The sequence below is a fragment of the Thiohalophilus sp. genome (assembly GCF_034521165.1).
Classification (GTDB): domain Bacteria; phylum Pseudomonadota; class Gammaproteobacteria; order UBA6429; family Thiohalophilaceae; genus Thiohalophilus.
In genome coordinates this window covers 271,163-296,194 of record NZ_JAXHMV010000002.1, presented here as the reverse complement: position 1 = coordinate 296,194, position 25,032 = coordinate 271,163, and the positions used below count along the sequence as shown (strand labels likewise).

At 55.7% G+C, this 25,032-nt stretch carries 22 protein-coding genes; 11 read left to right on the top strand and 11 right to left on the bottom strand.

Annotated elements, in window-relative coordinates; translation table 11 throughout:
* Window positions 1-34: 34 nt before the first annotated feature.
* The 3 genes from U5K34_RS03185 to U5K34_RS03175 all read right to left on the bottom strand — a co-directional run bounded on the left by U5K34_RS03185 (window position 35) and on the right by U5K34_RS03175 (window position 2,773).
* Window positions 35-946, bottom strand: a complete 912-nt coding sequence (locus U5K34_RS03185) for a TSUP family transporter (protein ID WP_322567075.1) — start codon at window positions 944-946, stop codon at window positions 35-37.
* A 67-nt stretch (window positions 947-1,013) separates the two neighbouring features.
* A complete protein-coding gene (locus tag U5K34_RS03180; RefSeq protein ID WP_322567074.1) occupies window positions 1,014-1,346 on the bottom strand; it encodes a rhodanese-like domain-containing protein in 333 nt (110 codons plus the stop codon).
* A 197-nt stretch (window positions 1,347-1,543) separates the two neighbouring features.
* Complete coding sequence (locus U5K34_RS03175) at window positions 1,544-2,773, bottom strand: ISL3 family transposase (RefSeq protein ID WP_322567073.1); 1,230 nt, start codon at window positions 2,771-2,773, stop codon at window positions 1,544-1,546.
* A 242-nt stretch (window positions 2,774-3,015) separates the two neighbouring features.
* Between U5K34_RS03175 and U5K34_RS03170 the strand changes: the two genes are divergently transcribed.
* The 6 genes from U5K34_RS03170 to U5K34_RS03145 all read left to right on the top strand — a co-directional run bounded on the left by U5K34_RS03170 (window position 3,016) and on the right by U5K34_RS03145 (window position 9,810).
* Complete coding sequence (locus U5K34_RS03170; protein WP_322567072.1) at window positions 3,016-3,462, top strand: transposase; 447 nt, start codon at window positions 3,016-3,018, stop codon at window positions 3,460-3,462.
* Between the two features lie 587 nt (window positions 3,463-4,049).
* The gene (locus U5K34_RS03165) at window positions 4,050-5,171 is read left to right on the top strand and encodes an HD-GYP domain-containing protein (RefSeq protein ID WP_322567071.1); all 1,122 of its coding nucleotides are present in this window, start codon (window positions 4,050-4,052) and stop codon (window positions 5,169-5,171) included.
* A 157-nt stretch (window positions 5,172-5,328) separates the two neighbouring features.
* Complete coding sequence (locus tag U5K34_RS03160) at window positions 5,329-6,603, top strand: OmpP1/FadL family transporter (protein WP_322567070.1); 1,275 nt, start codon at window positions 5,329-5,331, stop codon at window positions 6,601-6,603.
* A gap of 306 nt (window positions 6,604-6,909) precedes the next feature.
* Entirely contained in the window at window positions 6,910-7,680 is a 771-nt protein-coding gene (locus U5K34_RS03155) for a hypothetical protein (RefSeq protein WP_322567069.1), read from the top strand.
* Window positions 7,681-7,684: 4 nt separating this feature from the next.
* A complete protein-coding gene (locus tag U5K34_RS03150) occupies window positions 7,685-8,503 on the top strand; it encodes a magnesium transporter MgtE N-terminal domain-containing protein (RefSeq protein ID WP_322567068.1) in 819 nt (272 codons plus the stop codon).
* Window positions 8,500-9,810 (top strand): magnesium transporter, encoded by a 1,311-nt coding sequence (locus U5K34_RS03145; protein WP_322567067.1) that lies wholly within the window; start codon window positions 8,500-8,502, stop codon window positions 9,808-9,810. The genes U5K34_RS03150 and U5K34_RS03145 overlap by 4 nt, the downstream gene beginning before the upstream one ends.
* 155 nt (window positions 9,811-9,965) lie before the next feature.
* On the opposite strand, the gene U5K34_RS03140 is transcribed toward U5K34_RS03145, so the two are convergent.
* The 4 genes from U5K34_RS03140 to U5K34_RS03125 form a co-directional block, all read right to left on the bottom strand.
* The gene (locus U5K34_RS03140; protein WP_322567066.1) at window positions 9,966-10,328 is read right to left on the bottom strand and encodes a TusE/DsrC/DsvC family sulfur relay protein; all 363 of its coding nucleotides are present in this window, start codon (window positions 10,326-10,328) and stop codon (window positions 9,966-9,968) included.
* A gap of 189 nt (window positions 10,329-10,517) precedes the next feature.
* Window positions 10,518-11,246 (bottom strand): ZIP family metal transporter, encoded by a 729-nt coding sequence (locus U5K34_RS03135; protein ID WP_322567065.1) that lies wholly within the window; start codon window positions 11,244-11,246, stop codon window positions 10,518-10,520.
* A 24-nt stretch (window positions 11,247-11,270) separates the two neighbouring features.
* The gene (locus U5K34_RS03130; RefSeq protein ID WP_322567064.1) at window positions 11,271-11,903 is read right to left on the bottom strand and encodes a methyltransferase domain-containing protein; all 633 of its coding nucleotides are present in this window, start codon (window positions 11,901-11,903) and stop codon (window positions 11,271-11,273) included.
* 2 nt (window positions 11,904-11,905) lie between these two features.
* Window positions 11,906-12,907, bottom strand: a complete 1,002-nt coding sequence (locus U5K34_RS03125) for a histidinol-phosphate transaminase (protein WP_322567063.1) — start codon at window positions 12,905-12,907, stop codon at window positions 11,906-11,908.
* 181 nt (window positions 12,908-13,088) lie between these two features.
* Between U5K34_RS03125 and U5K34_RS03120 the strand changes: the two genes are divergently transcribed.
* Both U5K34_RS03120 and U5K34_RS03115 read left to right on the top strand, forming a co-directional pair.
* The gene (locus U5K34_RS03120) at window positions 13,089-13,523 is read left to right on the top strand and encodes a hypothetical protein (RefSeq protein WP_322567062.1); all 435 of its coding nucleotides are present in this window, start codon (window positions 13,089-13,091) and stop codon (window positions 13,521-13,523) included.
* Between the two features lie 8 nt (window positions 13,524-13,531).
* On the top strand, window positions 13,532-14,032 hold the full coding sequence (locus tag U5K34_RS03115) for a hypothetical protein (RefSeq protein ID WP_322567061.1): 501 nt from the start codon (window positions 13,532-13,534) through the stop codon (window positions 14,030-14,032).
* Between the two features lie 194 nt (window positions 14,033-14,226).
* On the opposite strand, the gene csrA is transcribed toward U5K34_RS03115, so the two are convergent.
* Window positions 14,227-14,436, bottom strand: a complete 210-nt coding sequence (gene csrA, locus U5K34_RS03110; RefSeq protein ID WP_322567060.1) for a carbon storage regulator CsrA — start codon at window positions 14,434-14,436, stop codon at window positions 14,227-14,229.
* A gap of 392 nt (window positions 14,437-14,828) precedes the next feature.
* Here csrA and U5K34_RS03105 point away from each other — a divergent pair, with 392 nt between their 5' ends.
* The gene (locus tag U5K34_RS03105; RefSeq protein WP_322567059.1) at window positions 14,829-17,399 is read left to right on the top strand and encodes an ATP-binding protein; all 2,571 of its coding nucleotides are present in this window, start codon (window positions 14,829-14,831) and stop codon (window positions 17,397-17,399) included.
* A gap of 39 nt (window positions 17,400-17,438) precedes the next feature.
* On the opposite strand, the gene U5K34_RS03100 is transcribed toward U5K34_RS03105, so the two are convergent.
* Both U5K34_RS03100 and U5K34_RS03095 read right to left on the bottom strand, forming a co-directional pair.
* Entirely contained in the window at window positions 17,439-18,371 is a 933-nt protein-coding gene (locus U5K34_RS03100) for a crotonase/enoyl-CoA hydratase family protein (RefSeq protein ID WP_322567058.1), read from the bottom strand.
* A 447-nt stretch (window positions 18,372-18,818) separates the two neighbouring features.
* Window positions 18,819-19,262, bottom strand: a complete 444-nt coding sequence (locus U5K34_RS03095) for a universal stress protein (protein WP_322567057.1) — start codon at window positions 19,260-19,262, stop codon at window positions 18,819-18,821.
* A 523-nt stretch (window positions 19,263-19,785) separates the two neighbouring features.
* Between U5K34_RS03095 and U5K34_RS03090 the strand changes: the two genes are divergently transcribed.
* Window positions 19,786-20,172, top strand: a complete 387-nt coding sequence (locus U5K34_RS03090; RefSeq protein ID WP_322567056.1) for a PilZ domain-containing protein — start codon at window positions 19,786-19,788, stop codon at window positions 20,170-20,172.
* Between the two features lie 63 nt (window positions 20,173-20,235).
* Here the strand turns inward: U5K34_RS03090 and U5K34_RS03085 are convergent, their stop codons facing one another.
* On the bottom strand, window positions 20,236-23,064 hold the full coding sequence (locus U5K34_RS03085; protein WP_322567055.1) for an AMP-binding protein: 2,829 nt from the start codon (window positions 23,062-23,064) through the stop codon (window positions 20,236-20,238).
* A 485-nt stretch (window positions 23,065-23,549) separates the two neighbouring features.
* Between U5K34_RS03085 and U5K34_RS03080 the strand changes: the two genes are divergently transcribed.
* On the top strand, window positions 23,550-24,905 hold the full coding sequence (locus tag U5K34_RS03080; RefSeq protein WP_322567054.1) for an ATP-grasp domain-containing protein: 1,356 nt from the start codon (window positions 23,550-23,552) through the stop codon (window positions 24,903-24,905).
* Window positions 24,906-25,032 lie beyond the last annotated feature (127 nt).

Sequence of the window (25,032 nt, the reverse complement as noted above, 5' to 3'; positions counted from 1 at the left end):
CGGTCAGGAACCCGCCCGCCAGCGAAAAACGGGATCACGGAGCTGACGGTGCGGGCGGCGGGGATCTCACCTCATGTCCCAGCAGCACCAGCGCCGGCACCATCAACATGCCGCCGCCCACGCCCACCAGCCCCGAGAGCGCCCCGATCGACCCGCCGATCAGCAACAGCGGCGCCGCGCCGTGGCTGCGGGCGATGACGGGACGGTGCGATACCAGGATCAGGAGTGACGCCGCGATCAGAAAGGCCGCCAGCACCGCGCGCACGATGTCGGGGGCGACAAACTGGCTGGCCCAGGCCCCGGCTGGCGTTGCCACCAGAACCGAGACCACGAGCGGCCAGGCGTGGCGCAGTTTCAGCAGGCCGCTGCGCAGGTGTACGCCGGCGGCGACGATCGTTGAGGTGGTGTTCACGAACAGCCCCAGCGCCCGCGCCAGCGCCAGCGGCAGGCCGGCGGTCTCCAGCACCGGCACCAGCCCGATGGCCGAGCCGACGCCACCGGCCGCAAACAGGGTCGAGAGAGTCAGCGTGAGCCCGAAATAAAGACCGTAGTCGAAAAGGCTCACGCGCCCGGATCCGACCGGAGGGATTCCGAGGTCTTGCCCTTCGAGAGCGTCTGCCAGCCCGAGAAGGCCGCCCATCAGGTATTTCGCGTCGAAGCCTTTTACGGCCAGATAGCTGCGCACGATGCCCGAGCGGTCGGTGTTGGGGCAGGCGAGCACCAGCAGCTTGTCACGCGGCAACTCGTCGAGGCGCCCGGCGATTTCGTCGGCGGGGATGGCCAGGCCGAAGCCCATCTTCCACACACGGGTCTCGGCGGCCACGCGGATATCCAGCAATTCGCAGCTGCCCGCCTGCCACTTTTCGATGAAGGCTTCCGCGCTGATGCGCACCTCGCTCATGCGGGCAGGAACGGCCTGGGCCGGCAGAAGGTCAAGATCGGTCATGTCGGGGTTCCTCAGAGTCTTGCCAGGTAATCGCGGGCCTTGTCGCCACGCAGATAGTCGACGAGTTTCAGCATGCCGGCCGTGAAATAGCGTGCTGATAGCCCCGCAGCGTGAGGTAGAGCCGCGCGATCTCGGCCCGGTCGTAATGCGGGCACATGGTGACGATGGTCTTGTTCGGGTCCAGTTCGTCCAGCCGGTCGGGCAACTCGTTGAGCGGAATGTGGCGGCCGAGACCCACCGACCAGGCGGCATGCTCCTCGGGAAAGCGGATGTCGATCACCTCGATCTCGCCCCGGGCGTAGCGCTCCAGCAGCTCGTCGAGGCCGATCTTCATGGCCAGCCGTTCGTCATAGTCGACCCTGCGAAGATAATCGGAGAAGTCGGTTACGGGCGGGGTCATTGTCTATGCCTCCTCTGGTAATTTGCGCCGGGGTCAGGGAGAATCTTAACACCCGGCGGCGATCTCGCCACCGAGGTTTTACAAAATGATGGAGATTTAAAGGGGTTTGCGCGAATTCTTCTGGGATGCGCATTCTCTAATTAAAGGGGTCAAAGCCCTTTCCAGAGACGACTCGAGTGGCTTAATTTTTAGGTTCGTCACGCAAATGTATGCACGGTTTTGGGTAAGGATAGCCCTGCCATGCAGTGATATAGATTCCGAATATAGCTCTTTGCTGAACGAAATCCATAAGCCTTATGGCTTATCACCTTTGCCTTGTTATTCAGCCCTTCCACAGTGCCGTTGTGGATGGGCATCCTGAAATAATTCATCAGGTCATCCTGATGGCGCCGAAGCATCCAGGCAAATTCACGCATCGGCTTGAGGCGTGAATGGGTTGCCCACCAGAACCAATTGTTCAGGTAGCGTTCAGCCCAACCGGCGTAGGTGTAGGTCCAGAATTCACGAAAGCTCTCTTTGAGCAGGTAGGCACGATTGATCTTGAGATTCAGATGTTCGAGTTCCGATAACCGAGCCTGCTGCTTGTCGGTGAGGTTCCAGGGATTCTTCAACCAGATGTACCGGGTCTTGCTCATCAGAGCTTTGTGCTCCTGGCCCTTTTCCCGGATCTCATCACGTCTTACCTGGTCCACGGCCTTGGTCAAATGCTGAACGATATGAAACTTGTCGAACACCAGAATCGCCTTGGGCGCCTTGGTCTTGACCACATCAGCGTAAGGCTGCCACATATCGCAGCAAACACCCTCAAGCTGTGCGGTGCGCTCCTCGCCGAACCAGTCAAAGAAGCCTTCCAGCGTTTCTTTGGCGCGGCCCTCACCGCTCCACAGCAACTGTCGGCTCTTAAGGTCATAGACGTTAGTGACATACACATGCCCACGCTTGCGAGAGATCTCATCAATGCCAATGTGGGTCACCTGCGAAAGGTCTCGGTGGGCAAGGCCATAGGCGACCGCCTCATCAACCGCCGCTTCCACGGTGCACCACGAACAGCGAAACAGAGCCGCCACCTGCTTCCAGGTCAACACCCGTGCCCATGTAGCCAATGTCACCATCAGCGCTCGGGTAAAGCGCCGCTGCCCCGAGACCCAGGGCATCGCTTCGACATGGATCCCATCACATTGCTTGCAGCTCACGCGGCGCGGGGCATAGAGCAGCTGTACATCAATACCCCACAGCGGCACGTGGCGAAAACGACGAACAGCGCGAGTGTCGCGGTAGGCGGCGGGCTTGCCACAGGCGCCGCAGCAAGGCGTAAAACGCCTGTCAGCGGTCAGCGTCGCCTCCAGTCCATGCCCTGTTTTCTGTACCATCACCACACGAAATCCTTGCAATTCCACCGTCTCTTTAATCAAACTTTCAACAAGCATGAGTCTCCTCCCAGATACCTAGTTAGCTTCGCAACTTCTAAGTACCTGATGAGGCTCATGCTTTTCAACTATTTACGCGTTTCTCCGTGCACCGATCCGCGAGAGGAACCGATTTATTTCTAACTATTGAAGGAGGCACGGATGCCCTGCAAACCTCGGTTTTTTCTACCCGATGTTCCCGTTCATGTTGTGCAGCGCGGCGACAGTCGTGAGCCGGTCTTTTTCGAGGATGGGGATTCTCTTTGCCTGATCGTCATTGGCTGATTGAGGCGGCCCAGCGATATGATTGTGCTGTCCATGCCTATGTGCTGATGACCAACCATGTGCATATCCTTGTCACGCCACAGGATAAGGCGGGGGTAAGCCGGTTGATGCAGTACATGGTGGCGTTATGTGCCCTATATCAATTACTCGATGGCACCAGCGGCAGTATCTGGGAAGGTCGATTCAAGGCCTCGCTGATCCATGACGAAGAATACCTGTTGACCTGTATGCGTTATATCGAGCTGAATCCGGTTCGGGCCAATATGGTCAATGCGCCAGGCCAATATCGCTGGAGCAGTTACCGGGCAAATGCCCTGGGAAAGCCTAATAAACTGATTACACCCATTCACTGTATCTGCGTTTTGAAGACGCCAACCAGTCGGCTGGCGGCCTACCAAGGCCTTGTTTCAGGCGCATATCGATGATGATGCACTGAAGGATATTCGTGCCGCCTGGCAGACGGGGGACGCCGCTGGGCAATGCCTATTTCAAGGAAAAGATTGAGCGTAAATTGAAGACCAAAGTGGGGCAGGCGCGACGCGGACGACCAAAAAGGGCTTTGACACCCTTAAAAAGTGCATTTCATTCAAGAGGCGCGTAACGATGGATGGTCGCGACTGAAGCAGAGTATCGTCCATGAAGGCCGGTATGTGGCGGAGGTTGATGTTGACTTGCTGGAAGACGATACGGGGTGGTCGCCGTATCTCAGCGTTGAAGATGCCTGCAAACTGGACGATGTACGGGGTGCACTGCGACACGAGGATTTGGAATCAGCAGTCAAATATGGACGGATTTATGAACTCCGGCCGCTCGCAAAAAGGGGATGGGGCGATTAAATTTTGACCAACCCGGATTTCTGCTGCTAATCTTATTTGAATACTCGCGCAAATCCGGGAACAGTATATCTATTTAAATATAGGCCGGGAGCGACAGGGTAAATTATTTATACTGTCCCCGGAATCCCGACCATGCGAGTTAAGTGTTTCATTATCAGACATAAAGGGGAGCGCTGATGCCGCACCGTGATGTCCTGGAGGCGCTCAATGCGCAGCAACCTATAAAAGATAAGCTCGTTATTGCGCATGATTCCATCAGAAAACAGTTCCATTTTATAGAGCGTATTGCTGTCGCAATTTATGATCCGGAGACATCGGTTCTCAAAACCTATTTGCACAGCTCTGAAGACGAAAATCCACTCGTAAATTATCAGGCATTACTGCAGGATGCTCCCTCTCTCAGAGATATTCTCGATAAGGGGCTGCCACGGGTCATTAATAATATGGTGACATTTGATGATGGCGAGCATGAACATACGCGCCGTATCGGGCGATCCGGATATGCTGCAAGTTACACCATGCCGATGTTTGATGATGGTGCGTTTTTCGGGTTTATCTTCTTCAACTCTACAGAAAAAGATGTTTTTGACGAAAAAGTGCTCGCTCAATTGGATCTCTACGGGCATCTGATTTCATTGATGTTGATTAATGAGTTCAGTGTAATTAAAACACTTGCAAATGCTGTTAAGGCCACAGGTTCTATCACCCATTATCGCGATCCGGAAACAGGAAGTCATCTTGACAGGATGTCGCGTTACAGTCTCTTGATCGCACATAACCTGGCGGAGAGTCATGAGCTGGACGATGCCTATCTTCAGCATCTTTTCATGTTTGCCCCGTTACATGATATCGGGAAAATTGCCATCCCTGACAACATTCTTCTCAAGCCCGGGCCGCTTGAGGGTGAAGAAATGAAAATTATGCAATCGCACGCAACGAAAGGGCGCGAGATGATTGATGGAATCATTTCAAATTTCAGTCTGGGACAATCCGAATACATTGATCTGTTGCGCAATATCGCCACCTACCACCACGAAATGATGAATGGCAGCGGTTATCCCGAAGGTAAAAAAGGCGATGAAATCCCCATTGAGGCACGTATTGTTGCCGTTGCCGATATTTTTGATGCTTTGACCAGCGAGCGCTCGTATAAACCGGCCTGGAGTAATGAGAAGGCCATGGCTTTGCTGAAAGAGATGGCGGGTGAAAAGCTGGATAAGGATTGCGTCCAGGCATTGATTAATAACCTGGAGCAGATAATTGAAATTCAAGAGCAGTTTGCCGATAGAAAGCTCTGAAACGGAAAATCAAAAACAACCGGATTGAGAGAATAAAATGGGGCGGTAATAAAAGTGGTCGGTGATACATGGTAGTACGAATAATTCTCGTTTGTTGCCGAACTTTTTAATTATTTATGGATGCTGTGTCCTTACAATGCAATGAAGGAATTTTACTGTGTCGAATACACGATACGCCTTGCTGATCCTCGTCCTGTCTTTCCCGGTCCTCGCCCATGCGACCAACGGCTACTTTAGCCACGGGGCGGGTACCAAAAGCAAGGCAATGGCCGGTGCCGGGAGCGCCATTCCCGAAGACGCATTAAATGCCGCGATCAATCCGGCCAACCTGGTCCTGGTCGGACCGCGCGTGGATGCCGGTGCCAGCCTGTTCCTGCCGGTCCGTGGCTTCAGGGCGAATGACGATGCCACAGCCGGCACCCCGCAGATTCCTCCCGGCCAGTACGACAGCGAGCAGAGCTGGTTTCTGATCCCGCAGTTCGCCTGGGCCCACAAGCTTTCGGAGGATAGCGCGACCGGCGTGGTGATTTCCGCCAACGGATTGAGCACCAGGTATGATGCACCGTTATTTCGCTTTTTCGAGCAACCCGGTGCACCCGACGAACAGCGTGCCAGCGCACCGGTCGGTGCCGATCTCTATCAGCTATTTGTCCATGTGCCCTACTCGATCCGGCTGGGCCCGAATTTCACCGCCGGGATAGGCCCGATTATGGCTGTACAGGCCTTTCGCGCCCGCGGGATGGAACCCTTCCGGGCTGTATCTATCGCTCCGGATGCGGTTACCAATAATGGTTTCGACTATTCCTATGGTATCGGCCTAAGCCTGGGTCTGAATTACCGCCCTACCGAGTGGGTAGCTCTGGCCTTTGGCTTGCAGCCACGCATCGACATGACGCCCTTCGACAAGTACCAGGGTGCTTTTGCGGAGCAGGGCGATTTTGACATCCCCCTTGCCTTTCAATTCGGTGTGAGCTTTGAGCCACACGACGATCTAACGCTGTCGATCGATTACCAGGAGATTCGTTACAGTGAGATCGCGGCGATTGGCAATACGAATAATCGTCCTCTGACCACGGTGGAGCTCGGCAGCGACGAGGGTATTGGTGGCGGCTGGGATGACGCTCAGGTCCTCAAGCTGGGAGCACGCTGGCATTATGCGCACGATCTTGTGCTACGCGCAGGCTACAGTCGTATGAACCAGATAATCCCCAGGACCCAGGCCATGATCAATATCGTTGCGCCAGCTGTAAGCCGGGAACATTTCTCGATCGGATTTACCAAGCAGCTCGACCCTGGCCATGAATGGAGTGCGGCACTTACCTGGTCGCCGGAAGAAAGCGTACGCGGTCTGAATCCCAATACCGGCGACCAGACCGGTGACCTGCAGATGCAGCAGACAGAACTGGAAATCATCTATAGTTGGCGCTTCTGATTTCACCGCGTAAAAAATTAACGGAGTCAAAGCCCTTAAATTCTTAAATTAAAGCGCCCGAAAAGGGCTTTGACCCCTTAAAGGCCAAAGCGCCCGAAAAGGGCTTTGACCCCTTAAAGTGCCTTAAAGGCCTGAGATTCATGCGGGCTGAGATCCGTCAGGGCCAGAGAACAATTGTTGCTAATATTTGAGAAAACTGTTCTTTGAACCCGATTTTTTCTGCCCCCGGATTTTGCCGGTTTTTTTGTGCAGGGGTTTTCGGCTAAGCTCTTAACAGGTGGGGCCCCGCCAGGATACGGAGAGAGCATGTTGCGAAATCTTGTTGAAACATACCCGGAGCTGGCGGCTGTTCTGGTACTCGTACTGGGTGTGATTGTCGGCAAGCTGGCAGAGCTGGCTGTCCGGCGATTGTTCCTGGTCGGCGACAGGATGATCAGCCGGTTTTCCGGTCGCAGCCACTATGTGGTTTCCCCTCTTTTTCAGCAGGGTTTAGCCTTGCTGGTCTTTGCCACGGTGCTGGTGCTGGCGGCGGTGATTGCCGTGCGGTTGCTGAATATTCCCCAGCTTACGGCCTGGCTGGACATGTTGTTTGATTATCTGCCGCGTTTTGTCCTGGGCCTGGTGATCATTGGCATGGGGAATGTCGTCGGTGTCCTGTTGCGCAACCTTACCGCCGGGATGATAGCCCAGGGTGACGGCAATGCCCTGTTGCCTCGGCTGGTGCATGCCGCTGTCGTGGCGGTGGCGGTGATTACCGGCCTGCAGCAACTGGGCATTGATATCTCGTTTATTACCCAGCTTTCATTGATCATCCTGGCTTCGCTGCTGGGTGGCCTGTCAATCGCCTTTGCCCTCGGTGCACGGCAATATGTCGCGAACCTGGTGGCCCAGCCGGAAATGACCCGCTATGCCAGCGGTGACCGCCTGCGCATCGACGATGACGAAGGCGTGATTGTCGAGATTTACCGGACCGGGCTGACACTGGAGACGGATGAAGGCCTGGTCTCCATTCCCGCTGCCCGCCTGGCCAGCGGCCGGGTCGTCCGGATTACCCCCCGATCGGCGTCACAAAGCTGAGATCATGACCACGACTCACCCATTGAAACTGGCCTATGCACGCGACTACCCGGGCGAACTGGCGACCTTTCTCGCCACCCGGGGTACCGAGGCCGTATTGCAGACACTGGACGATCTGCCAGCGGAAACGGCCGCGCCGCTGGTGGCCATGCTGCCCCATCGCCAGGCTCTCGAGGTGCAGGACAAACAGGATGATGAAACCCTGATCCGCTGGCTGAACGCGGCGGGGGTCGATCATGCCCTCACCCTGCTGCTGCACATTGAGGAATCCCGACGAGCGCGAATACTGCAAGGGCTACCGAGCCGGCGCATGCGGCGCACACTGGAAAAGCTGGTCATTTACCCGCCGGACAAGGTCGGCGCGCTGGCGGACCCGTCCGCCATGCAACTGAACGCGGGGATGCTGGTACCCGACGCCGTGGCCCTGTTACACGAGCATGCTCCCGACCCGGAGCAACCGGTCTGGCTGGTGGATGACGGCGGCGGTTATCTCGGCCGGCTGGATCTCGGCGGGGTATTGATGGCAAAAACCGAGACCGCGAAATTGTCCGCGTTCCTGATGCCGGTCGAGGCGCTGCGGGCGGAAACCCGCCTCGCCAATGCCCGTGATTTCCCGGAGTGGCTCCGGCACACGACGCTGCCGGTCACCGATCATCTTAATCACCTGCTCGGCAGCCTGTCCCGGGAAGCGCTGATGGTGGCGCTGAGGGGCGGCAACGCCGCCGAAAACAGCCTTGGCCAAAGTATGAACGAGCTGACCGGACAGTACTTTCGCGTTATGGGGATCTGTCTCGAGGCGCTGTTCGGTGTACGGGGGAAATGACCAGAGTGGCTACGCCCGATATCGAAAACAGTATCCCGAACGAATACCTGCGCCGCCACCCGGTCGCCGCCGCCGGACAGATAGAAGATCTGTCGGACAGGGCGCTTGGCGACGTGCTGCACGGTGTAGACAGCGCGGCCCTGACCGTGGCCATGGAATACCTCAGCCCGGTCAAGGCGTTGACGGTGTTCTCCCTGTTGCCCCGTTCGCAGCAACTCGATGTGCTCGACCGGGCCCCGCCCCGACTCGCTGTCACCCTGCTGATCCAGTTACCGGAAGCGGATCGCGACAGTCTGCTCGCGGAACTGCGCCCGGTCAGCCGCGACGACCTGAAACGGTTGCTGTCGTTTCCCGAAGACTCCGCCGGTCGGCTGATGAGCACCGCCTTTGTGGCGGCCCAGGCTGACATGACGGTCGGGCAGGCGCTGAAACGGCTGCAGCAATCGGCCATTCGCGGCGCCCGCTCCCTGTTCGTGGTCACCGGCGACGGCCGCCTCGATGGCCGGGTGGACATTCAGGACCTGGCACTGGCCGCCCCGGAACAGACCCTTTCCACCCTGGTGGCGCCGGTCCATGAAGCCGTCGATACCCGGACCAGCCGGGAGGAACTGGTGGAGCTGCTGGATCGATCCCGCCAGGATTCTGTCCCCGTGGTGGATGCCGATGGGCGCTTGATGGGTGTGGTTCGTTATCGCAGTTTGTTTCATGCCATTGAGGATGTCGCCACCGCCGATTTGCAGAAAATGGTCGGTGTCAGCCCGGAAGAACGCGCCCTGTCGACACCCGGGTTCGCCATTCGTCGCCGCTTACCCTGGTTGCATATCAATTTGCTGACCGCCTTCCTTGCGGCCGCCGTAGTCGGCCTGTTCGAGAACCTCATTGCCCAGTTCACTGCCCTGGCGGTGCTTTTGCCGGTGGTCGCCGGTCAGTCCGGCAATGCCGGCGCCCAGGCGTTGGCGGTCACCATGCGCGGGCTGTTTCTGCGGGAGGTGGGAATACGCCAATGGCGCTCCGTTTTGGGCAAGGAAGTGATGGTCGGCCTGATCAACGGCCTGGTACTGGCCATCACCTGCGGCCTGGCTGTCTTCGTCTGGAGCAGCAACTTCGGCCTGGCGCTGGTGATCGGCGTCGCCATGGTCATGTCCATGCTCGCCGCCGGCATCGCCGGCTCGCTGGTGCCGATCATCCTGACCCGTCTTGGTCAGGATCCGGCCACGGCCTCCTCGATCATTCTCACCACCATTACTGATGTCGCCGGTTTCTTCTCCTTCCTGGGTACTGCCTTGTTGCTTTCGTTTATGCTTTAGCTGATCCCCATGCCGATATTCAGGGTCAGAGTAAAACCCCGGGAAAAAGGAACGTAGAAATTAATTTTTGACCAGGAGAGAAGGGAGAAAGGCGAGGGAGATAGTCAACGAAAAGAGCTTTGACTCTTTAAAACATTCCCCGGCCCCTTTTCCCATTAACTTTCGTTTTCGTTGCCCGGGTTTGGCAGGCCGGCCAGCTTGGACAATTTTTGTATTGGTCCGTGGGGGAACATATCGTAAAGAAAATTCTTGTATTTTTCAGCCTCGGTGAAATTATCGTCCTCTCGCTTGGCCAGCTCTCTGAGAAGATGATTCATGGTCGGGTGTGTTTTATTCTTTTGGTAATACTGATTAAAATATTCAACCAGACCAATAGCCGTCTCGGATAGTGGTTTGTGGCCATCCGCTTCATGTTGCTTTATCAGCTCATGCATCACTGATTCATTCCAGTCATCCATATTGAGTAAATATCCTTCTTCATCCGTTGAAAGCATTTTACCATTAACTTCTATATTCATTTATTTATTCCTCCAGGGTTTCAAACAGCACAGCCAGAGAGGTGAGAAAAATGGCTCAACAATAATTGAGATAATCGCTTTTCGCACCAAAACTATACATCACAAAACACATACAGTCGGTGATTCTATCGCGCACCAACTGTTTGATAGTATAGTCAATATTACAAGGTTCATCAGCTGATGTCCCGGTTATTTTGACAGCACGATCAGCACCGCCACCAGGATCCCCGCGGCGAGTGCCAACAGGCTGGACTTGCGCCGTTCCTTCTCCGCCTGTGGCAACAGGTGCGTGGCACCGACATAGACCAGGGCACCGGCGGACAGGGAGAGCAGGGTGCCAAGCAGCGGTTGATCGATCTGGCTGATGTAGGGCCAGGAGACCAGCATGCCCAGCGGCGTGGACAGCGAGGCGGCAATGACCGCCAGGATCAGCGCGGCCTTCTCGCTGAAACCGCCGCGCAACAATAATAAATAGGTGATGATGCCCTCGGGAAATTCATGCAATACCATGCCGGTGGCAGCGAGCACGCCGGTAAAGATACTGACGCTAAAGGTGATGGAATAGACGAAGCCGTCGATGAACGAATGCAGCCCGATGCCGACCATGGGTACCAGGCCGATGCCGTAATCTGGATTCGGTCCGCGCTCGCAGACAAAGGCGGTGATGAAGCGGTTGAACAGGTGCATGATCACAAAACCGCCGAGCAGATACGCCGGCGCGAGGGGACTCAGCTCGAAGGACCTGGGGATGATGTGCAAAAAGGACACCGAGATCAGCACGCCGGCGGCGAAGCACACGAAATAGATGCTGTACCTGCGGCCCCAGGCCTCGAAATGACGAATGGTGTAGATGCCAATGCCCGTCACCACCGCCGCCAGCACGCTGGCACCGAACGCCGTCCAGAAGGTGTTCTCCATAAACCTCGTATCCTTATTGGTTTGCTACGGCCGTCTGGCCCGCACCGCGACAAACGCTCCCTGTCCGTAACCGCTGCGCAAGGGCTCGATCTCGCGGGTCTCTTCCAGTGTCTTCGACAGGGTCTGCACCCAGCGCGGTTCAACAAAACCGCTGTCATACAGCAGCTGTTCCACTTCGGCGGCGGAGAAGAAGGTCGCATCGTGATAGAACACATTTTCGGCCTGGTGCGCCAGGTAGTGCTGGCCGAGGGCACTGTCGCGATCGATAAAACCGATCACCAGCACGCCGACAGGTTGCAGGACGCGAAACGTCTCGCGCAGCATCGCGCAGGCGTCATCCACGAAGCAGATGGTGGTCACACACAGCGCGTGATCGAAGCAGTTGTCCGCAAAGGGCAGCGCCTCGGCCACCGCCTGCACGCTGGCGATGCCGCGCTGTGCCGCGTAGCCCAGCACTCCGTGTGCCGGGTCGATGCCGATCTGGATGCCCATGGGCGCGGCGAAGCGCCCGGTCCCCACGCCGATGGACAGGCCGAGGCCGACGCACGGCAACTGGGCGCGCACTGCCAGCAGCTCCGAATGGTAGGCCGCGGCATGGCGCACGAACCAGTCGTCATAACGCTGATGATAGGTCTCAAACGGGGCAGTGCGCGGCATGGTTATAACAACTCCCGCAACGCCGTCAGCACACGCGCATTGTCCTCGGGCAGTGCCGTGGTTACGCGCATGAAGCCGGGGCCGAGCACGGCATCGTTCAGGGGCTTGATGTAAATACCCCGTTCGCGCAGCTTGCCGGCCAGCTCGTCTGCCTCGTGCGGTGTGAAGTCGGCGAGAAAGAAATACGTCTGTGTCGGATAGGTGCGTACGCCCAGCGCGCGCAGTTCGCTGGCGAGTGCCTCGGTCCACTCGCGCAACTGCGCCACGCGCGTGCGGATCTTGTCCTCGTGTTGCAGGGTGGCCAGCGCCGCCGCGTGGCTGGGCCGCGCCAGCGGGTAGGCGTCGTTATGTGTATTGAGATCCTCGGCCAGGGGTTCGGGCAGGATCGCATAGCCGACGCGAAACCCCGCCAGGCTGTGCGCCTTGGACAGAGTGCGGGTCACCAGCAGGTTGGGATAGTCAGGCACGAGCCGCGCGACCGACTCGCCGGCCAGGCCGATGAAGGCCTCGTCGACCAGAAAGTGCGTGTGCGGATAACGACGCAGCAAATCGGGCAAGGGTGCCATGTCAAAGCTGCCGCCGTCGGGGTTGTTGGGATTGACGATGACCGCGAGCGTGGTGTCGTCGGGGAGCGCCAGTTCCCCCAGGTCGAAGGCAAAATCGTTTTCCGGTAGCAGGCGGGTCTCGGTGTAGCGCCGGGCGATCTCCGGGAACAGCGGATAGGTCGGTGTCAGCAGATGTACCTGTTGACCCAGCCGTTCGAACAGCTGGCGCAGGATCAGCTCCGAGCCCGCGTTGATGTGCACCAGCCGCTCGGGCACGCCGACACTGTCGGCGATAAAACGGCGCAGCGGCGCCGAATAGGGCTCGGTATAGTAATTGCTGCGCGGCACCTCGCTCTGGGCGGCGGTAATCGCCTCGTCCAGCGGCGGCAAGGGGTTCTCGCACAGCAGCAGCTTGATGCCCTCGAACGTGCTGCCACCTTTTTCCAGTATTGATGTCATCCTGTCTGGCTCCGGGAATTTATCCATGCAAGGCCGTTATTCGAATACGGGCTATTATGGTGGTCAATTCCCTGGCTGTTTACTCTGCGCGTGCGCAGCGTTGCCCGAAATCATCAACATCGTACTGTCTTTTGAACATGACAAATTTAATTGTAGACTGATGAGAGGAATAACGCAGGCAATGCAGATGCCGGAACACCATTTTAGCCACAGTCTCAAGAAGACAATCCGGGCATTTATCAATCTTCTGCCCGTCATCATCGGCATGCTGCTACTGACCAGCCTGGCGGTGAGTCTGTTTCCACAACAGCTGGCGGCCGATCTGTTCGGAGGTAATGCCATGCTGGACGCCACGGTCGGCGCGTCGGTCGGCGGTATAGCGGCGGGACATCCGATCGCCAGCTATGTGCTGGGCGGGGAATTAAGCCAGGCCGGGGTGAGCCTGATCGCTGTTACAGCGTTTATCGTCAGCTGGGTGACAGTCGGCGTGGTACAGCTTCCCGCCGAAGCGCTGATGCTGGGAATGCGTTTTGCCCTCTACCGTAATATTGTTTGCTTTTTAAGTGCTATCGCGATCGCGTTTCTGTGTGTCTACACGTTGCGACTTTTTAATTAGACCGGTCGATGAAACGTGTGAATAAAAAGCGGGGTTTGGGCGGCTGGTTGTTTCTGTTACTGGTGGTGGCTGCCTATGGTGTTGTCGCGCTGGTCGATGTCAATACGGCTGGCAGGGCAGTCGGCCACTTCGAGAAAGTGATGGGGAAGGTGTTGCCGGTACTGGCCATAGTGTTTGTCCTGCTCCTGCTAATCGATCTGTTGTTAAAACCGGAATGGATTAAACGCCAACTTGGCAGGGAAGCGGGCGTTAAAGGCTGGATGATTGCCGCTTTCAGTGGGATGCTGGCCGCCGGACCGATCTACCCGTGGTACGCTCTGCTGCATGAGCTTCGCGCAAACGGGATGTATGCGCCTCTGGCAGCGGTGTTCCTCTATAGCCGGGCTATCAAATTACCGCTGCTGCCATTTATGATCCATTACTTCGGCCTGGCTTATACCATTACACTGTGTGCGTACTTGCTGGTTTTTTCTGTGATCAGTGGATTATTAATGCGACGACTGTCATAAAAGGAGGCTGTAATAAACGATTCTCATTTGTAACTATCTGTTTTTGCGCTGCAGGCGTTCATACGAAACTCACGGTTAGAGAACAGTCAGTACTAATATTTAGAGAATACTGCGCCCTGACACCGGTTTAGATGATTCATATCCACAGCCCGAGTAGTGTTATACCTGCTTTTTTGAGAATCATTTGCGCTGAATTATTTCCTGGTACCGCTTTCGGCGCTCTTGCTTCCGGTTTGTTGTGTTTCCTTTTCAATGCGCTGATAGATTTCCTCGCGATGAACCGGGATATCCTTTGGCGCATTGACGCCGATGCGCACCTGGTTACCTTTGACGCCCAGCACGGTGACGGTTACATCGTCGCCAATGACCAGGGTTTCACCCACACGGCGTGTTAGTATCAGCATCGGTTGCCTCCTTGTTTGCATAATCTGTTCCCTGGTTTTCATGGCGGAAGGAACATGAAATCCTTTTAGACTATAATTTACCAGTTTAATACCATTTCACGAAAATCATAGTCTGATATCAATATTAGCAACCTCTGAATCTCAATAAAATCAGGCAATTATGATATGTGGTTGTACAGTGGCGCTTTATTTTTACCCACTCTCTCTCCGGTTTTATGTCCGCCTCTGGCACAGGCAGGATTCAAAAAATCGGATACATTTAAAGATAACTTCCCAAGGTTCGTTAAAGAAGACATAATTATTCCAACTATGTGAAATCCATTGCTGTTATTTCAGGTTCTCCTGATAGTCGATGGCAACCGCTGTAACCCAGGACTCGGTGGGGAGGTGTAATGATGAAATTGTATAAATGGGCAGCCTCCGCCGACTGGCCGGATCCCGCGGACCCCACCATCCTCACCCGGGAGCGGGGCCAGGCAATTGTCCGTATTGCCATCAGCGTGATTTTTCTTGTTTATCTGACGGGAATGGTCTATCCGATCAAGCTGGAGCAGGTAATACCGGTTTGGATTCCCTATCTGACAGGTTTTGTTGTATTTTCGCTGGTCGTCGCCTGGCAAATAAAGCGCTCGAGCCGCTCCCCGGGGATACGGCGTCTCACTACCAACATCGCGGACATCGGGACAGTCAGCTTTTTGATGATCACCAACGGCGAAAGTGGTATCCCCCTTTTCGTTCTTTATTTATGGATTACGCTGGGCAATGGTTTTCGGTTCGGTGTGCCGCCACTGATTGTCAGTACTGTGTTAAGCGTCATCGGTTTTAGTTTTGTTATTGGCCTGTCACCGACCTGGCAAGCGCATCCTCCGCTGATCGGTGGGGTGATGCTGGCGATTATTGTTTTGCCGCTTTATACCGGGCATCTGATTCGTCAGCTGAATGCCGCCCACGCCAAGGTCAAAGAGGCGAGTAATGCCAAGAGTGAATTCCTGGCCCGCATGAGCCATGAGCTTCGCACTCCACTCAACGGGATTCTGGGATCCTCCGAAATGTTACGTGATAGCCCGCGACTATCACCGGAAGAACGTTCGTTGCTGGATGTCATCGACGATTCGGTGAATGCCTCATTGCGCCAGATCAACAATGTGCTGGACTTCTCCAGGCTTGAGTCCGGCAAGCTTGCATTGGAGCAAACCGATCTGGATTTGCATCAATTACTGAACACCACGACTTCGATTATTCAGCCGGCCATCTCCAAGAAACGATTGCGGTTCTTGCTGCGCATCGCGCCGGATGTTCCCTACCATCTGCGCGGTGATGCGCACCATTTACGTCAAATTATTTTCAACCTGCTGGCGAATGCCGTACGTTTTACCGAGGAAGGGTCGGTACGCCTGGATGTCAGATTAAAGGAACAGCTCGGGTCGACGGCCCGGTTGCGATTTGAAGTACAAGACACCGGTATCGGAATTGCGCCGGAGGCAATGGATAAAATCTTCGACAGTTTTGCGCAGGAAGATACCAGCACCACGCGGCGATATGGCGGGACCGGTCTTGGGACCACCATCGCCAAGACCCTGGTGGAACTCATGGGGGGCGAAATCGGTGCAACCAGTATTAAACATGAAGGTAGCACGTTCTGGTTTGAACTGCCTTTTACTGTCGTAGCGGATGCTGAAGACGAGAGTATGCTGTCAGATCAGGCGAAAGTGTTGCTGGTTTCCAGAGATGCTCAACTCGTCAGTGCTTATCAGCAAATTCTCGGGGAGCGGGTGGTTCATTCAGAATCCCTTGCAGAGTCGACAGATTTTGTTATGCGGGCGCTTCGGATTGGCAATCCCTATCATGCGATTCTGGTCGATCAGGCCATTGTGAGGGAGCAGGAAGAAAAGGCGCTTTGTGAAGAACTTGTCAAGCAGTCTATTACCGGCAAGGCACTGATGGTTCTTGTCAGCGATCAGCCGCATGTGGCGCCATCGCTTTCTGAATGGGACTACAATACCATGTTGCCACGTAATCCGACGAAGCAACAAGTGCGTTCAGTTCTCCACGCCGCGCCGCGCCGTTTCATAACAGAAGATGCGAATTCAAAATTAACGAACGTACCCTCATGGTTGTGGGGGCAGCGCAACAATACGGGTAATCGTACGCGAATTCTGATCGCAGATGATAACCGTACCAACCTGATGATCACCCGCCGGATTCTTGATAAAGCCGGCTTCGACGTCGAGACGGTCGAAACCGGTGATGCGGCACTGGAAAAACTTCATGCCGGGGGTTACCGGCTGGCTATTCTCGATATGCATATGCCCGGTCTGGATGGGACCGAAGTGTTGCGACAGTATCGAATGATGCGCCCCAAATCATCGCTGCCAGTGATTGTACTGACCGCCAATGCCAGTTTCAGCGCACAGCAGGCCTGTGCCGAAGTTAATGCAAATGCTTATCTTGCAAAACCGGTTACGGCACAACAACTGCTGGACGAGGTTCAACGCTTGCTGGAAGAAACCCAGGTGGAAATACTTCCCTGGTGCAAACCTCAAAGTGACGCTGCCGGAAATTCATCCGGATCGGAACAGGGTGAAACACAGGCTGAAATCGATATTGCCGTTCTTGCTGAACTTGATCGTCTTTGCAGTAGCCCCGGTGAGCTTACATTGATGACCGAGGAATATGAACGGGAAGGCAGTGAAATCCTTCAACGGATTGCCAATGCTTGCCGGGCGCAAAATCACCCTGCATTTTGCGACGAGGTCCATGCTTTGAAATCCAATGCGACCAACGTAGGTGCACGCAATTTGATGCAGGCCTGCAGTGTTGCCGGTGCGGTTGATTTTGTTGATTTCAAACGCAACCACACAAGACTTCTGGCACAACTGCAGGATGCCTATATCACATCACTTTCAGCACTGCGCCAAATCGCAGGAGGATCACCACAAAGGGATCAGGATAAATCGGCCTGATCCCCCTGTGGTCAGCACAATTTCCAGACGTTGGTGATCTCAGGCGCGTACCAGCTCCAGGACATTGGCCTGCTCAGGCCGCTGTCTTGCAGCGGGTACCGCCTCGTTGGCCTCGAGGCGATTCTGGGCAGCCACAATCCTGGACATCATGCGCAGGTCCCGCGATGTCAGGCGTAATGCGGCATCCACCCAGAACTCGACGATATCCATCAGCTCCTCATGGGTCACCGGTGCAATACGCTGGCTTGCCTGCCGAATGGCCAGACGGCCGTTTGAGGCGCGCTGGTGCTGGCGAATGAACTGGTTGACTGCCTGTGTTCCTTCGCCATCGGCCGCCAGCTCATCGATCACACCCATTTCACACAACGCCCTGGCACTGTGCATTTTGCCATCCTGAACCAGGCGCTCGGCCTGTGACAGACCGATTTTACGCGAAAGCAAACTCAGCGCTCCCATGCCCGGAAACAGATTGAATAAAATTTCCGGAAATCCCATCTGCGAATCCTCTTCGGCAATCACGTGATTACACGAAAGAGCACACTCAAAGCCACCACCCAGGGCCGAACCCTGTATCAGCGAAATGGTGGTGAGATCAGGGACGCCAAACCCGGTGGCATTTGCATAGACCTCATCAATGCACAGACGCGCATAGTCGTACAGTGCATCCCGGTCGGCTGTGTTTATCAGCTGAATAAACAGGTCGACATCGCCACCCAGGTTGAAAACACCGCGCGTCGCGGAGGCGAACACAAAATAATGGATTGGTTCGGTGATGTTGCCTGAATTCATATAGGTGGCGACTCTGTTTTGCAAGTCGCCAATTTCGGTCAGCAGAGCCAGGTTAAATGATGGACGAGGACTTGGGTTCAGGTAACACCAGAGCGCGGTACGCTCGGCGTCGTAACAGCTCAAAAGCTGCTGGTAGTCCGGGGTTTCAAATGGCAGTGAATTATTACTATAAAAGGCAGTCATGACGCTCCTCCTTGCGGGATTGGATTGTGATTAGCCCGTCCCGAAGCTCGATGAGCTATTCGGGTGCTAATGTGTTCAATCTAGCCGTCAGACTCTGTTAGGGCAAGCCGGGTCTGACGGAGTATTGTCTCCAAAACCGTAGTCATAAAAAGCAGGGAAAGCGCTTTGTTCTTGCTGATATTTGAATAAAACACTGCGCTTTGATCCTGTGTAATTCTGGACAGGCGTAACTGCCACTGAATCAGGATCAAAACCCCATGATGGTTTTGTTGGTGCTGGAAAGGGAAGGGAAGAGAACGGCAACAGCAACAGGCCATGATTTTTGCCGGTTGAAGTTCATAAAGTAAAAAAAGATCAAAACCGGGTCACAGAAAAATTGTTGCTAATTTCAGAGAAAACGTTTTTTTTACGGCGATTCTTTCAATAAACGGCAAAGCCCGTTTGGGTTTATTCGCCGCGAATCAACAGTACCGGACTGGATGCGATGCGCATCACACTCTCGGCGATGCTGCCCAGTAACAGGCGGCGAATACCGCGTCGTCCGTGGCTGCCGATCACAATAAGGTCGGCTCCCCGGTTATCTGCTTCGGTCACGATCATATCGGCGGCATTTTGACCGAATTTATCGATCTCGAGCAGTATTGTCTCGGCTGTCACACCGTCCTCGCGGGCGTCCGACTCGGCCTGTCTCAGGATCTCGCGCCCGGACTCGCGGAACGCTTCTTGTATATCGGGGACATAGCCCCCCTCGGGCAAGCTCATGCTGATTTCATTGATGACATGCACAATCAGCAATTCTGATTGCTGCACTTTGGCGAGCCGGATTGCGGCTTTGAGGGCATGTTGCGCTGTTTCGCTACCGTCGATGGCAACCAGGATGTGTTTGTACATGACGCGGTCTCCTGAAGTAATAAGCCAAGCGTAGCAAACTACCCGGAATTTAGGCAGAGCCGGCAATAGTTCTCGTGCTATCGCCACTTTATACTATGAGAAATAGTGTCACCTTTTGCGCAAGATTATTGATTATTGACCTTTGAAAAGAGGTGGAAATACGCCGGGTTTTGCCTCCCCTTGAACAGATTTATTCAATAATCCAAAGCGCTTTTCTCCCCTGAAAATAAAAGTGTCGGCCCCTGTGTTTGATTGAGAATCAGAGGTGTTTGATACTTCTCCTTTTTTACTTTTCGCAATCTTTAGCAAAACGATATGTCTTTACTTCGAGAGCTGGTGGCCTGATTCTAAATTCATCTTTTTTTATCCCGGCGGACCAACTAGACTTTTAATGAAGCTATCAACATGGCAACGCGCCATGGAACAAAATGGCTGACATAAGATCGCCAATGGATGAGTAGCTAACCCGGCAAGCCACACCCCCGGGCCTGTAGCTGGGCTGCTGGATAAAAGGAGAGAAGATATGGAACACCGGCATGGTGAACGTGTTCGGGCCCTGGCCCTGGTTCGTGTTTGTCGAAGTGATCGTGCAGGCGAGTGTCGGGCCGGGCTGTTATATAATATCAGCCAGGATGGCATTTTCGTGCTGAGTAATATGCGCCCGGCGATCAATACGGGCCTCGATGTGTACATTCAATCTGCTGATAATCGTATCAATTTGTGCCTGCCGGGGCAGGTCGTGCACGCCAATGGTCACGGGTTTGGTTTGATGTTTCGCCGGTTAAACACGCAAAACCGGTGGTTGATAAGATTGTTTCACGAGAATTACCGAACAACGGCGAAGCGGCAATTGATTGACGACCGCCAGGGAGTCCCGGGTATAAGCGAAGCCGGCGCATCGTTTTTTTGACAATGGACGCTGTGCTTCGAGGTTCTGCCCCAGCGCAGAAATCTGCTCCGGAATGTCCGGCATTCAGGACATATCCCTCGCCAGATCCGGTTCGCCGAGTTGTTTGAGTATCCGGTTGCGCGCGGCATCGCGCAGGCGCACTGCCGCGGCCCAGTCATTGCCGTCCGGTATGATGGGTTCGCTAATCAACACGCTTACGGCCCCCTGGCGCGGGAACCAGGTGTTGCCGCGCAGGATCGAGCGGGTGCCCCGCAGGGTGATCGGCACTACCGCGAGGCCGGCTTCCGCCGCGGCGGCGAAGGCGCCCATGTGAAAGGCCATCAGCCCCGGCATGCGTCGCAGCGTGCCTTCGGGGAAAAACAGCAGGCTGCGTCCGCCACGTGCGAGCCCGGTAATCCGTCGGGCGTCGATCACGCCTTTTTGCTTGTCGAAGCGTTCGACAAATTGCGTGCCGATGCGCTTGAGAAACAGGCCGGCCAGCCATTGTGACTGCAGTTCCCCCTTGGCGACGAAGCTGAAGGGCTGATCCAGCGCCGCCACCAGCACCACGCCGTCCAGGTAACTCGCATGATTGGCGACCATCACACGGGCGCCATTGCCCGCCAGGTGTTCAGTGCCGTGCACCTGCAGCGGTACGCCGGCCAGGCGCAGCAGCAGGCGCGCGCCGCGCCGCATGACGGCCCAGCGCCAGGACTCGCGCGGCAGTATTACCACCAGCGTCCAGACCGGCGGGGCCAGCAGCCAGAACAGCAGTTGCACATAGGCGGCGTAGGTGAGATGGCGCAGGCCGCGCCAGACCCGGCGGGTTTCGGGCAGCAGGCTGGCGCCGACCAGGCGTACGATCTGCCACCAGACCGCACGGGGCTTGTCGCCGACCCGGCCCTGCTCGTACAGCTCGCGAGTGGCGGGACGACGGATTTTGCCGCTGGAGGTTTTGAGAATGGTGCGCGGCGGTGCCAGTACCACTTTGTCCGGCGGCAGCCCGAGCAGATCGTGGCTGGTGTGGCGGATGCGGGTTTGCAGATCGGCGCGCGCGGCGGAATCAGTGAGCCGGGTTTCGGCCATCACCACCAGCCGTTCGGTGCCGGAATCCGGATCCACGCTGCCGAATATCGCCACGCAGCCCTTGCGCACCCCTTCCAGCTCGCCGATGGCGTGTTCCGCCTCGTAAGGGTAAATATTGCGCCCGCCGCGGATGATGACGTCCTTGATGCGGCTGGTCAGGTACACCTCGCCGTCGGCGATATAGGCGAGATCGCCGGTTTCCAGCCAGCCATCATCGAACAGCGCGCGGGTGGCTTTGGGATTGCGATAGTAACCGCTGGTGGCGGATGGCCCGCGAAATTGCAGCCGGCCCTGCTGCCGATCGGGTAACTCGCGGCTGCTGTCATCGACGACGCGCAGTTCATAACCCGGTAGTGGCTGGCCGCAGGCGACATATTCCAGGGTATGGGGATCCTCTTCGGCGGCGGGTTGCGCGCGTGCTTCATCGACGAAAATATCGCGCACGATGCGATCGATTCGCGGGCCGCGCCCCAGGGGCGGAAAGGCCAGTCCCACCGCCGCTTCGGCCAGTCCGTAAACCGGCGCCAGGGCGGTCGGATGCAAACCGTATTGCGCGAAGCGCCGGTTGAAACGCCGGACGGTTTGCGGACTGACCGGTTCGGCGCCGTTGAACAGCATGCGCAGGGAGCCCAGATCCAGACCGGCGAGAGCCTCATCGGGAATGCGGGTCAGACACAGTTCATAGGCAAAATTGGGCCCGGCGCTGAGCGTGCCGCGATGGCGGTGCACGGCCCACAACCAGCGTTGCGGTCGGGTCAGAAACGTCAGCGGTGACATCAGCACCAGGGTCATCGCATAGTACAGACTGCCGAGCCAGGCACCGATCAACCCCATGTCATGATAAAGCGGCAACCAGCTGACGAACACGTCGGTGGAATCCACCCGGATGGCGCGGCCCATGGCACGGATGTTGGCCAGCAGATCCGCGTGGCTGAGCACCACGCCCTTGGGTTGGCCGGTGCTGCCGGAGGTGTATTGCAAAAACGCGATATCCTGCGACGTGATCGGCGGCAGCAGCTCGGCCGGTTCCCGGTGCAGGTCGTCCGGCGTGGCGATCGTGTCCAGCGTCTGCACCCGGGATTTGAGCAGGCGCGCCAGCGGCCGGGCTTCGCTGACGGTGATCAGCAGTACCGTCGCGGCATTGGCCAGGATGCCGGCATGGCGTTGCAGATGATCCTCCAGTTGCGAGGGCCGCGCCGGGGGGTAGATGGGCACCGGAATCGCCCCGGCATATAAAATGCCGAAAAAACAAAACAGATATTCCCGGCCGGTGGGCAGCATGATGGCCACGGTTTGTCCCGGTTTGACCCCATGCGCCAGCAGCCCGGCGGCGATGGCCAGCGCGCCGTCGCGCAGGGACCGGTAACTGATCGGTTGTGGATCCTCGGCTTCATCATACAGGTAGAGCTGCACCCGCTCGGGCTGGGTCTGCACATGCCAGTCAAGCACCTCGAGCAGGGTCGTGGCACGGTGTGGCGCGGCCCCGGCTTCCGTTCTGTTGGCGGGTGCCGCCGGCTGCGAGCGTTCCCGTTTTTGGGCTTGCTGCGGCGCGGCGCTGGTAACGGCCCGCAGCAGATCGCGCGGGGTTTCGGCGCTGGCCAGCAATTGTTCGGACAGGCCGATCTGAAATTCGCGTTCGAGACGTGTCAGCAATTCCGCGCGTGTCAGGCTGTCGAAGCCCAGCTCGCGCTCCAGTGCGGCGTCGAGCTGAATCTCGCTGTCATCGCGATCGGGATGCAGTTCGCGGCTGAGCGTGCGCACGATATCCAGCAGCCTGTGCCGGATGTCGACGTCCGTGTCCGGTTCGCTGTGGGGCGGGCAGGTCATCGTATTATTCAGAGTAAGATCTATTTGCACCTGGTGCGGTATGTGTGCGGGGCGGTATGAACCTTCAGCCAGTATTCCGGGCGGTTGGTGTCAACATGCTACTTTGAAGTTGATCGCGCAACAAACCCGGGAGTCTGAGCAGAGGTATCCGGCCTTACCTTCTGCTCTGATTATTGTAGAAGAACACAGAAGAAGTGCATCAACAATCGACGTTATTCGTCTGGTTGATAATTCTATATTTTGATTGCGGGTTAGCGGCGAGTGATTCCACGATGCCAATCACAGGCCGGGCCCGATCAAAAGTAAATCCCTCTATCCCCTTGCTTTATGTTATGTACTTTGAGGCGGCTTCAGGCCGTACAGGGTATGCGAAGCGGGACAGACCTGGCATCAAGGAAGAGAATGCTCTACCTTTCAATGGTGAATAAAATAGTATATCAACGACGCTTTTAGCGCATTGCATTGAATCAGGGGGCCATACTGGTATGGTGCAAAATATCTTTGTTCTCGGCGCGGACGATTTCAACTGCAAGTTACTTGACGAGATCCATGATGATCGCGGTTATGAATTTCATAGTCTGCTCACTTTTGATGAGGTCAAGGGGGTTGATAAGTACCCGTCTTTTAATGGCCTGATCGAGCAGGCCGAATCGGTGCTTGGCCATTTTGAAGGTCGCATCGATGCCATAGTCGGCTACTGGGATTTTCCGGTCAACTCCATGGTGCCTGTTCTGTGTGAGAAACATAACCTGGTATCACCTTCGCTCGAGAGCGAGCTCAAGTGCGATCACAAGTACTGGAGTCGTTGCGAGCAGAAAAAGGTTATTCCCGGACACACGCCGGCTTTTGAGTCCCTGGATCCTTTTGCTGAAGATGCGGCGGAAAAGATCCAGATGGCCTTTCCGTTCTGGATCAAGCCGGTGAAGTCCACGGACTCATTTCTGGCGTTTCGTGTTAATAATCGCCAGGACCTGGACGAGGCGCTGCGAAAGATCCGCGACAAGATCGACTATATTGGTGCCCCCTTCAATGAATTACTGGGCCATGCAACCCTGCCTGACTATGTCAGGGAAGTGGAAGGGCATCACTGCATCATCGAGGAGATGATCTCCGGTCATCAATGTACCGTGGAAGGGCATGCCTACGAAGGTGAGATAATTTCCCACGGCATAATCGATTCGTTTAACTATCCGGGCGGATCCTCTTTCTTTCGCTATGAGTATCCCTCGCAACTTCCGCAGGAGATCAAGGATGCGATGGTTGAGACTTCCCGGACGATTATGTCGCATATCGGCTTTGACAATGGCGCTTTCAATATTGAATATTTTTACGACATGAATACTGGCGATTATCAATTGCTGGAGATCAATCCCCGGATTTCCCAGTCTCACAGTGAAATGTTTCAGTTCGTCGACGGGACCTCAAATCATCAGATAATGGTGGATCTGGCCCTCGGAAATAAGCCGGATTTCAAGGCCCGGGCCGGACGGTTTGCTTGTGCCGCCAAGTTTTATTTGCGCCGTTTCGAGGATGGAAAGGTCAGCCATGTTCCGGGTGCCGATGAACTCGATCGCCTGCGCAACTCTATTCCCGGGGTTGATATTGATATCAATATTGAAAAAGGCACGCAGCTGTCCGCTCTGATTGAACAGGATAGTTACAGTTTTGACCTGGCAAACATCTATATTGGTGCCGGTGATACGCGGGAGCTGCTGGAAAAGTTTCGCAAGGTGGTCGAGGCTCTGCCGATTGAGATTGAGGGCGAAGTGAGTCGCGAATGGAAACAAGCCGCATTAAGGGCCAGCTACGAAATGGTTTTTCTCGGCGATGTTTTCAAATAAAATCATTCTGATGCGGCTGTAACAAACGATTCTCATTAGCGCGATGATCGGAGCAGATCCTGCCTTTGTTCCTTCCGTCTTTATAAAGTAAAAATCTGTAAAACACTTCGATCACTTCATAATTATA

What these genes read in the sequence shown, in the direction of transcription:
- U5K34_RS03125 (WP_322567063.1), bottom strand. Translation starts at nt 12,907, where the DNA reads ATGACATCAATACTGGAAAAAGGTGGCAGCACGTTCGAGGGCATCAAG.
- U5K34_RS03185 (WP_322567075.1), bottom strand. Translation starts at nt 946, where the DNA reads ATGACCGATCTTGACCTTCTGCCGGCCCAGGCCGTTCCTGCCCGCATG.
- csrA (WP_322567060.1), bottom strand. Translation starts at nt 14,436, where the DNA reads ATGCTGATACTAACACGCCGTGTGGGTGAAACCCTGGTCATTGGCGAC.
- U5K34_RS03135 (WP_322567065.1), bottom strand. Translation starts at nt 11,246, where the DNA reads ATGGAGAACACCTTCTGGACGGCGTTCGGTGCCAGCGTGCTGGCGGCG.
- U5K34_RS03100 (WP_322567058.1), bottom strand. Translation starts at nt 18,371, where the DNA reads ATGACTGCCTTTTATAGTAATAATTCACTGCCATTTGAAACCCCGGAC.
- U5K34_RS03150 (WP_322567068.1), top strand. Translation starts at nt 7,685, where the DNA reads ATGACCACGACTCACCCATTGAAACTGGCCTATGCACGCGACTACCCG.
- U5K34_RS03145 (WP_322567067.1), top strand. Translation starts at nt 8,500, where the DNA reads ATGACCAGAGTGGCTACGCCCGATATCGAAAACAGTATCCCGAACGAA.
- U5K34_RS03095 (WP_322567057.1), bottom strand. Translation starts at nt 19,262, where the DNA reads ATGTACAAACACATCCTGGTTGCCATCGACGGTAGCGAAACAGCGCAA.
- U5K34_RS03090 (WP_322567056.1), top strand. Translation starts at nt 19,786, where the DNA reads ATGGAACACCGGCATGGTGAACGTGTTCGGGCCCTGGCCCTGGTTCGT.
- U5K34_RS03140 (WP_322567066.1), bottom strand. Translation starts at nt 10,328, where the DNA reads ATGAATATAGAAGTTAATGGTAAAATGCTTTCAACGGATGAAGAAGGA.
- U5K34_RS03155 (WP_322567069.1), top strand. Translation starts at nt 6,910, where the DNA reads ATGTTGCGAAATCTTGTTGAAACATACCCGGAGCTGGCGGCTGTTCTG.
- U5K34_RS03080 (WP_322567054.1), top strand. Translation starts at nt 23,550, where the DNA reads ATGGTGCAAAATATCTTTGTTCTCGGCGCGGACGATTTCAACTGCAAG.
- U5K34_RS03120 (WP_322567062.1), top strand. Translation starts at nt 13,089, where the DNA reads ATGCAGATGCCGGAACACCATTTTAGCCACAGTCTCAAGAAGACAATC.
- U5K34_RS03175 (WP_322567073.1), bottom strand. Translation starts at nt 2,773, where the DNA reads ATGCTTGTTGAAAGTTTGATTAAAGAGACGGTGGAATTGCAAGGATTT.
- U5K34_RS03115 (WP_322567061.1), top strand. Translation starts at nt 13,532, where the DNA reads ATGAAACGTGTGAATAAAAAGCGGGGTTTGGGCGGCTGGTTGTTTCTG.
- U5K34_RS03165 (WP_322567071.1), top strand. Translation starts at nt 4,050, where the DNA reads ATGCCGCACCGTGATGTCCTGGAGGCGCTCAATGCGCAGCAACCTATA.
- U5K34_RS03085 (WP_322567055.1), bottom strand. Translation starts at nt 23,064, where the DNA reads ATGACCTGCCCGCCCCACAGCGAACCGGACACGGACGTCGACATCCGG.
- U5K34_RS03105 (WP_322567059.1), top strand. Translation starts at nt 14,829, where the DNA reads ATGATGAAATTGTATAAATGGGCAGCCTCCGCCGACTGGCCGGATCCC.
- U5K34_RS03130 (WP_322567064.1), bottom strand. Translation starts at nt 11,903, where the DNA reads ATGCCGCGCACTGCCCCGTTTGAGACCTATCATCAGCGTTATGACGAC.
- U5K34_RS03180 (WP_322567074.1), bottom strand. Translation starts at nt 1,346, where the DNA reads ATGACCCCGCCCGTAACCGACTTCTCCGATTATCTTCGCAGGGTCGAC.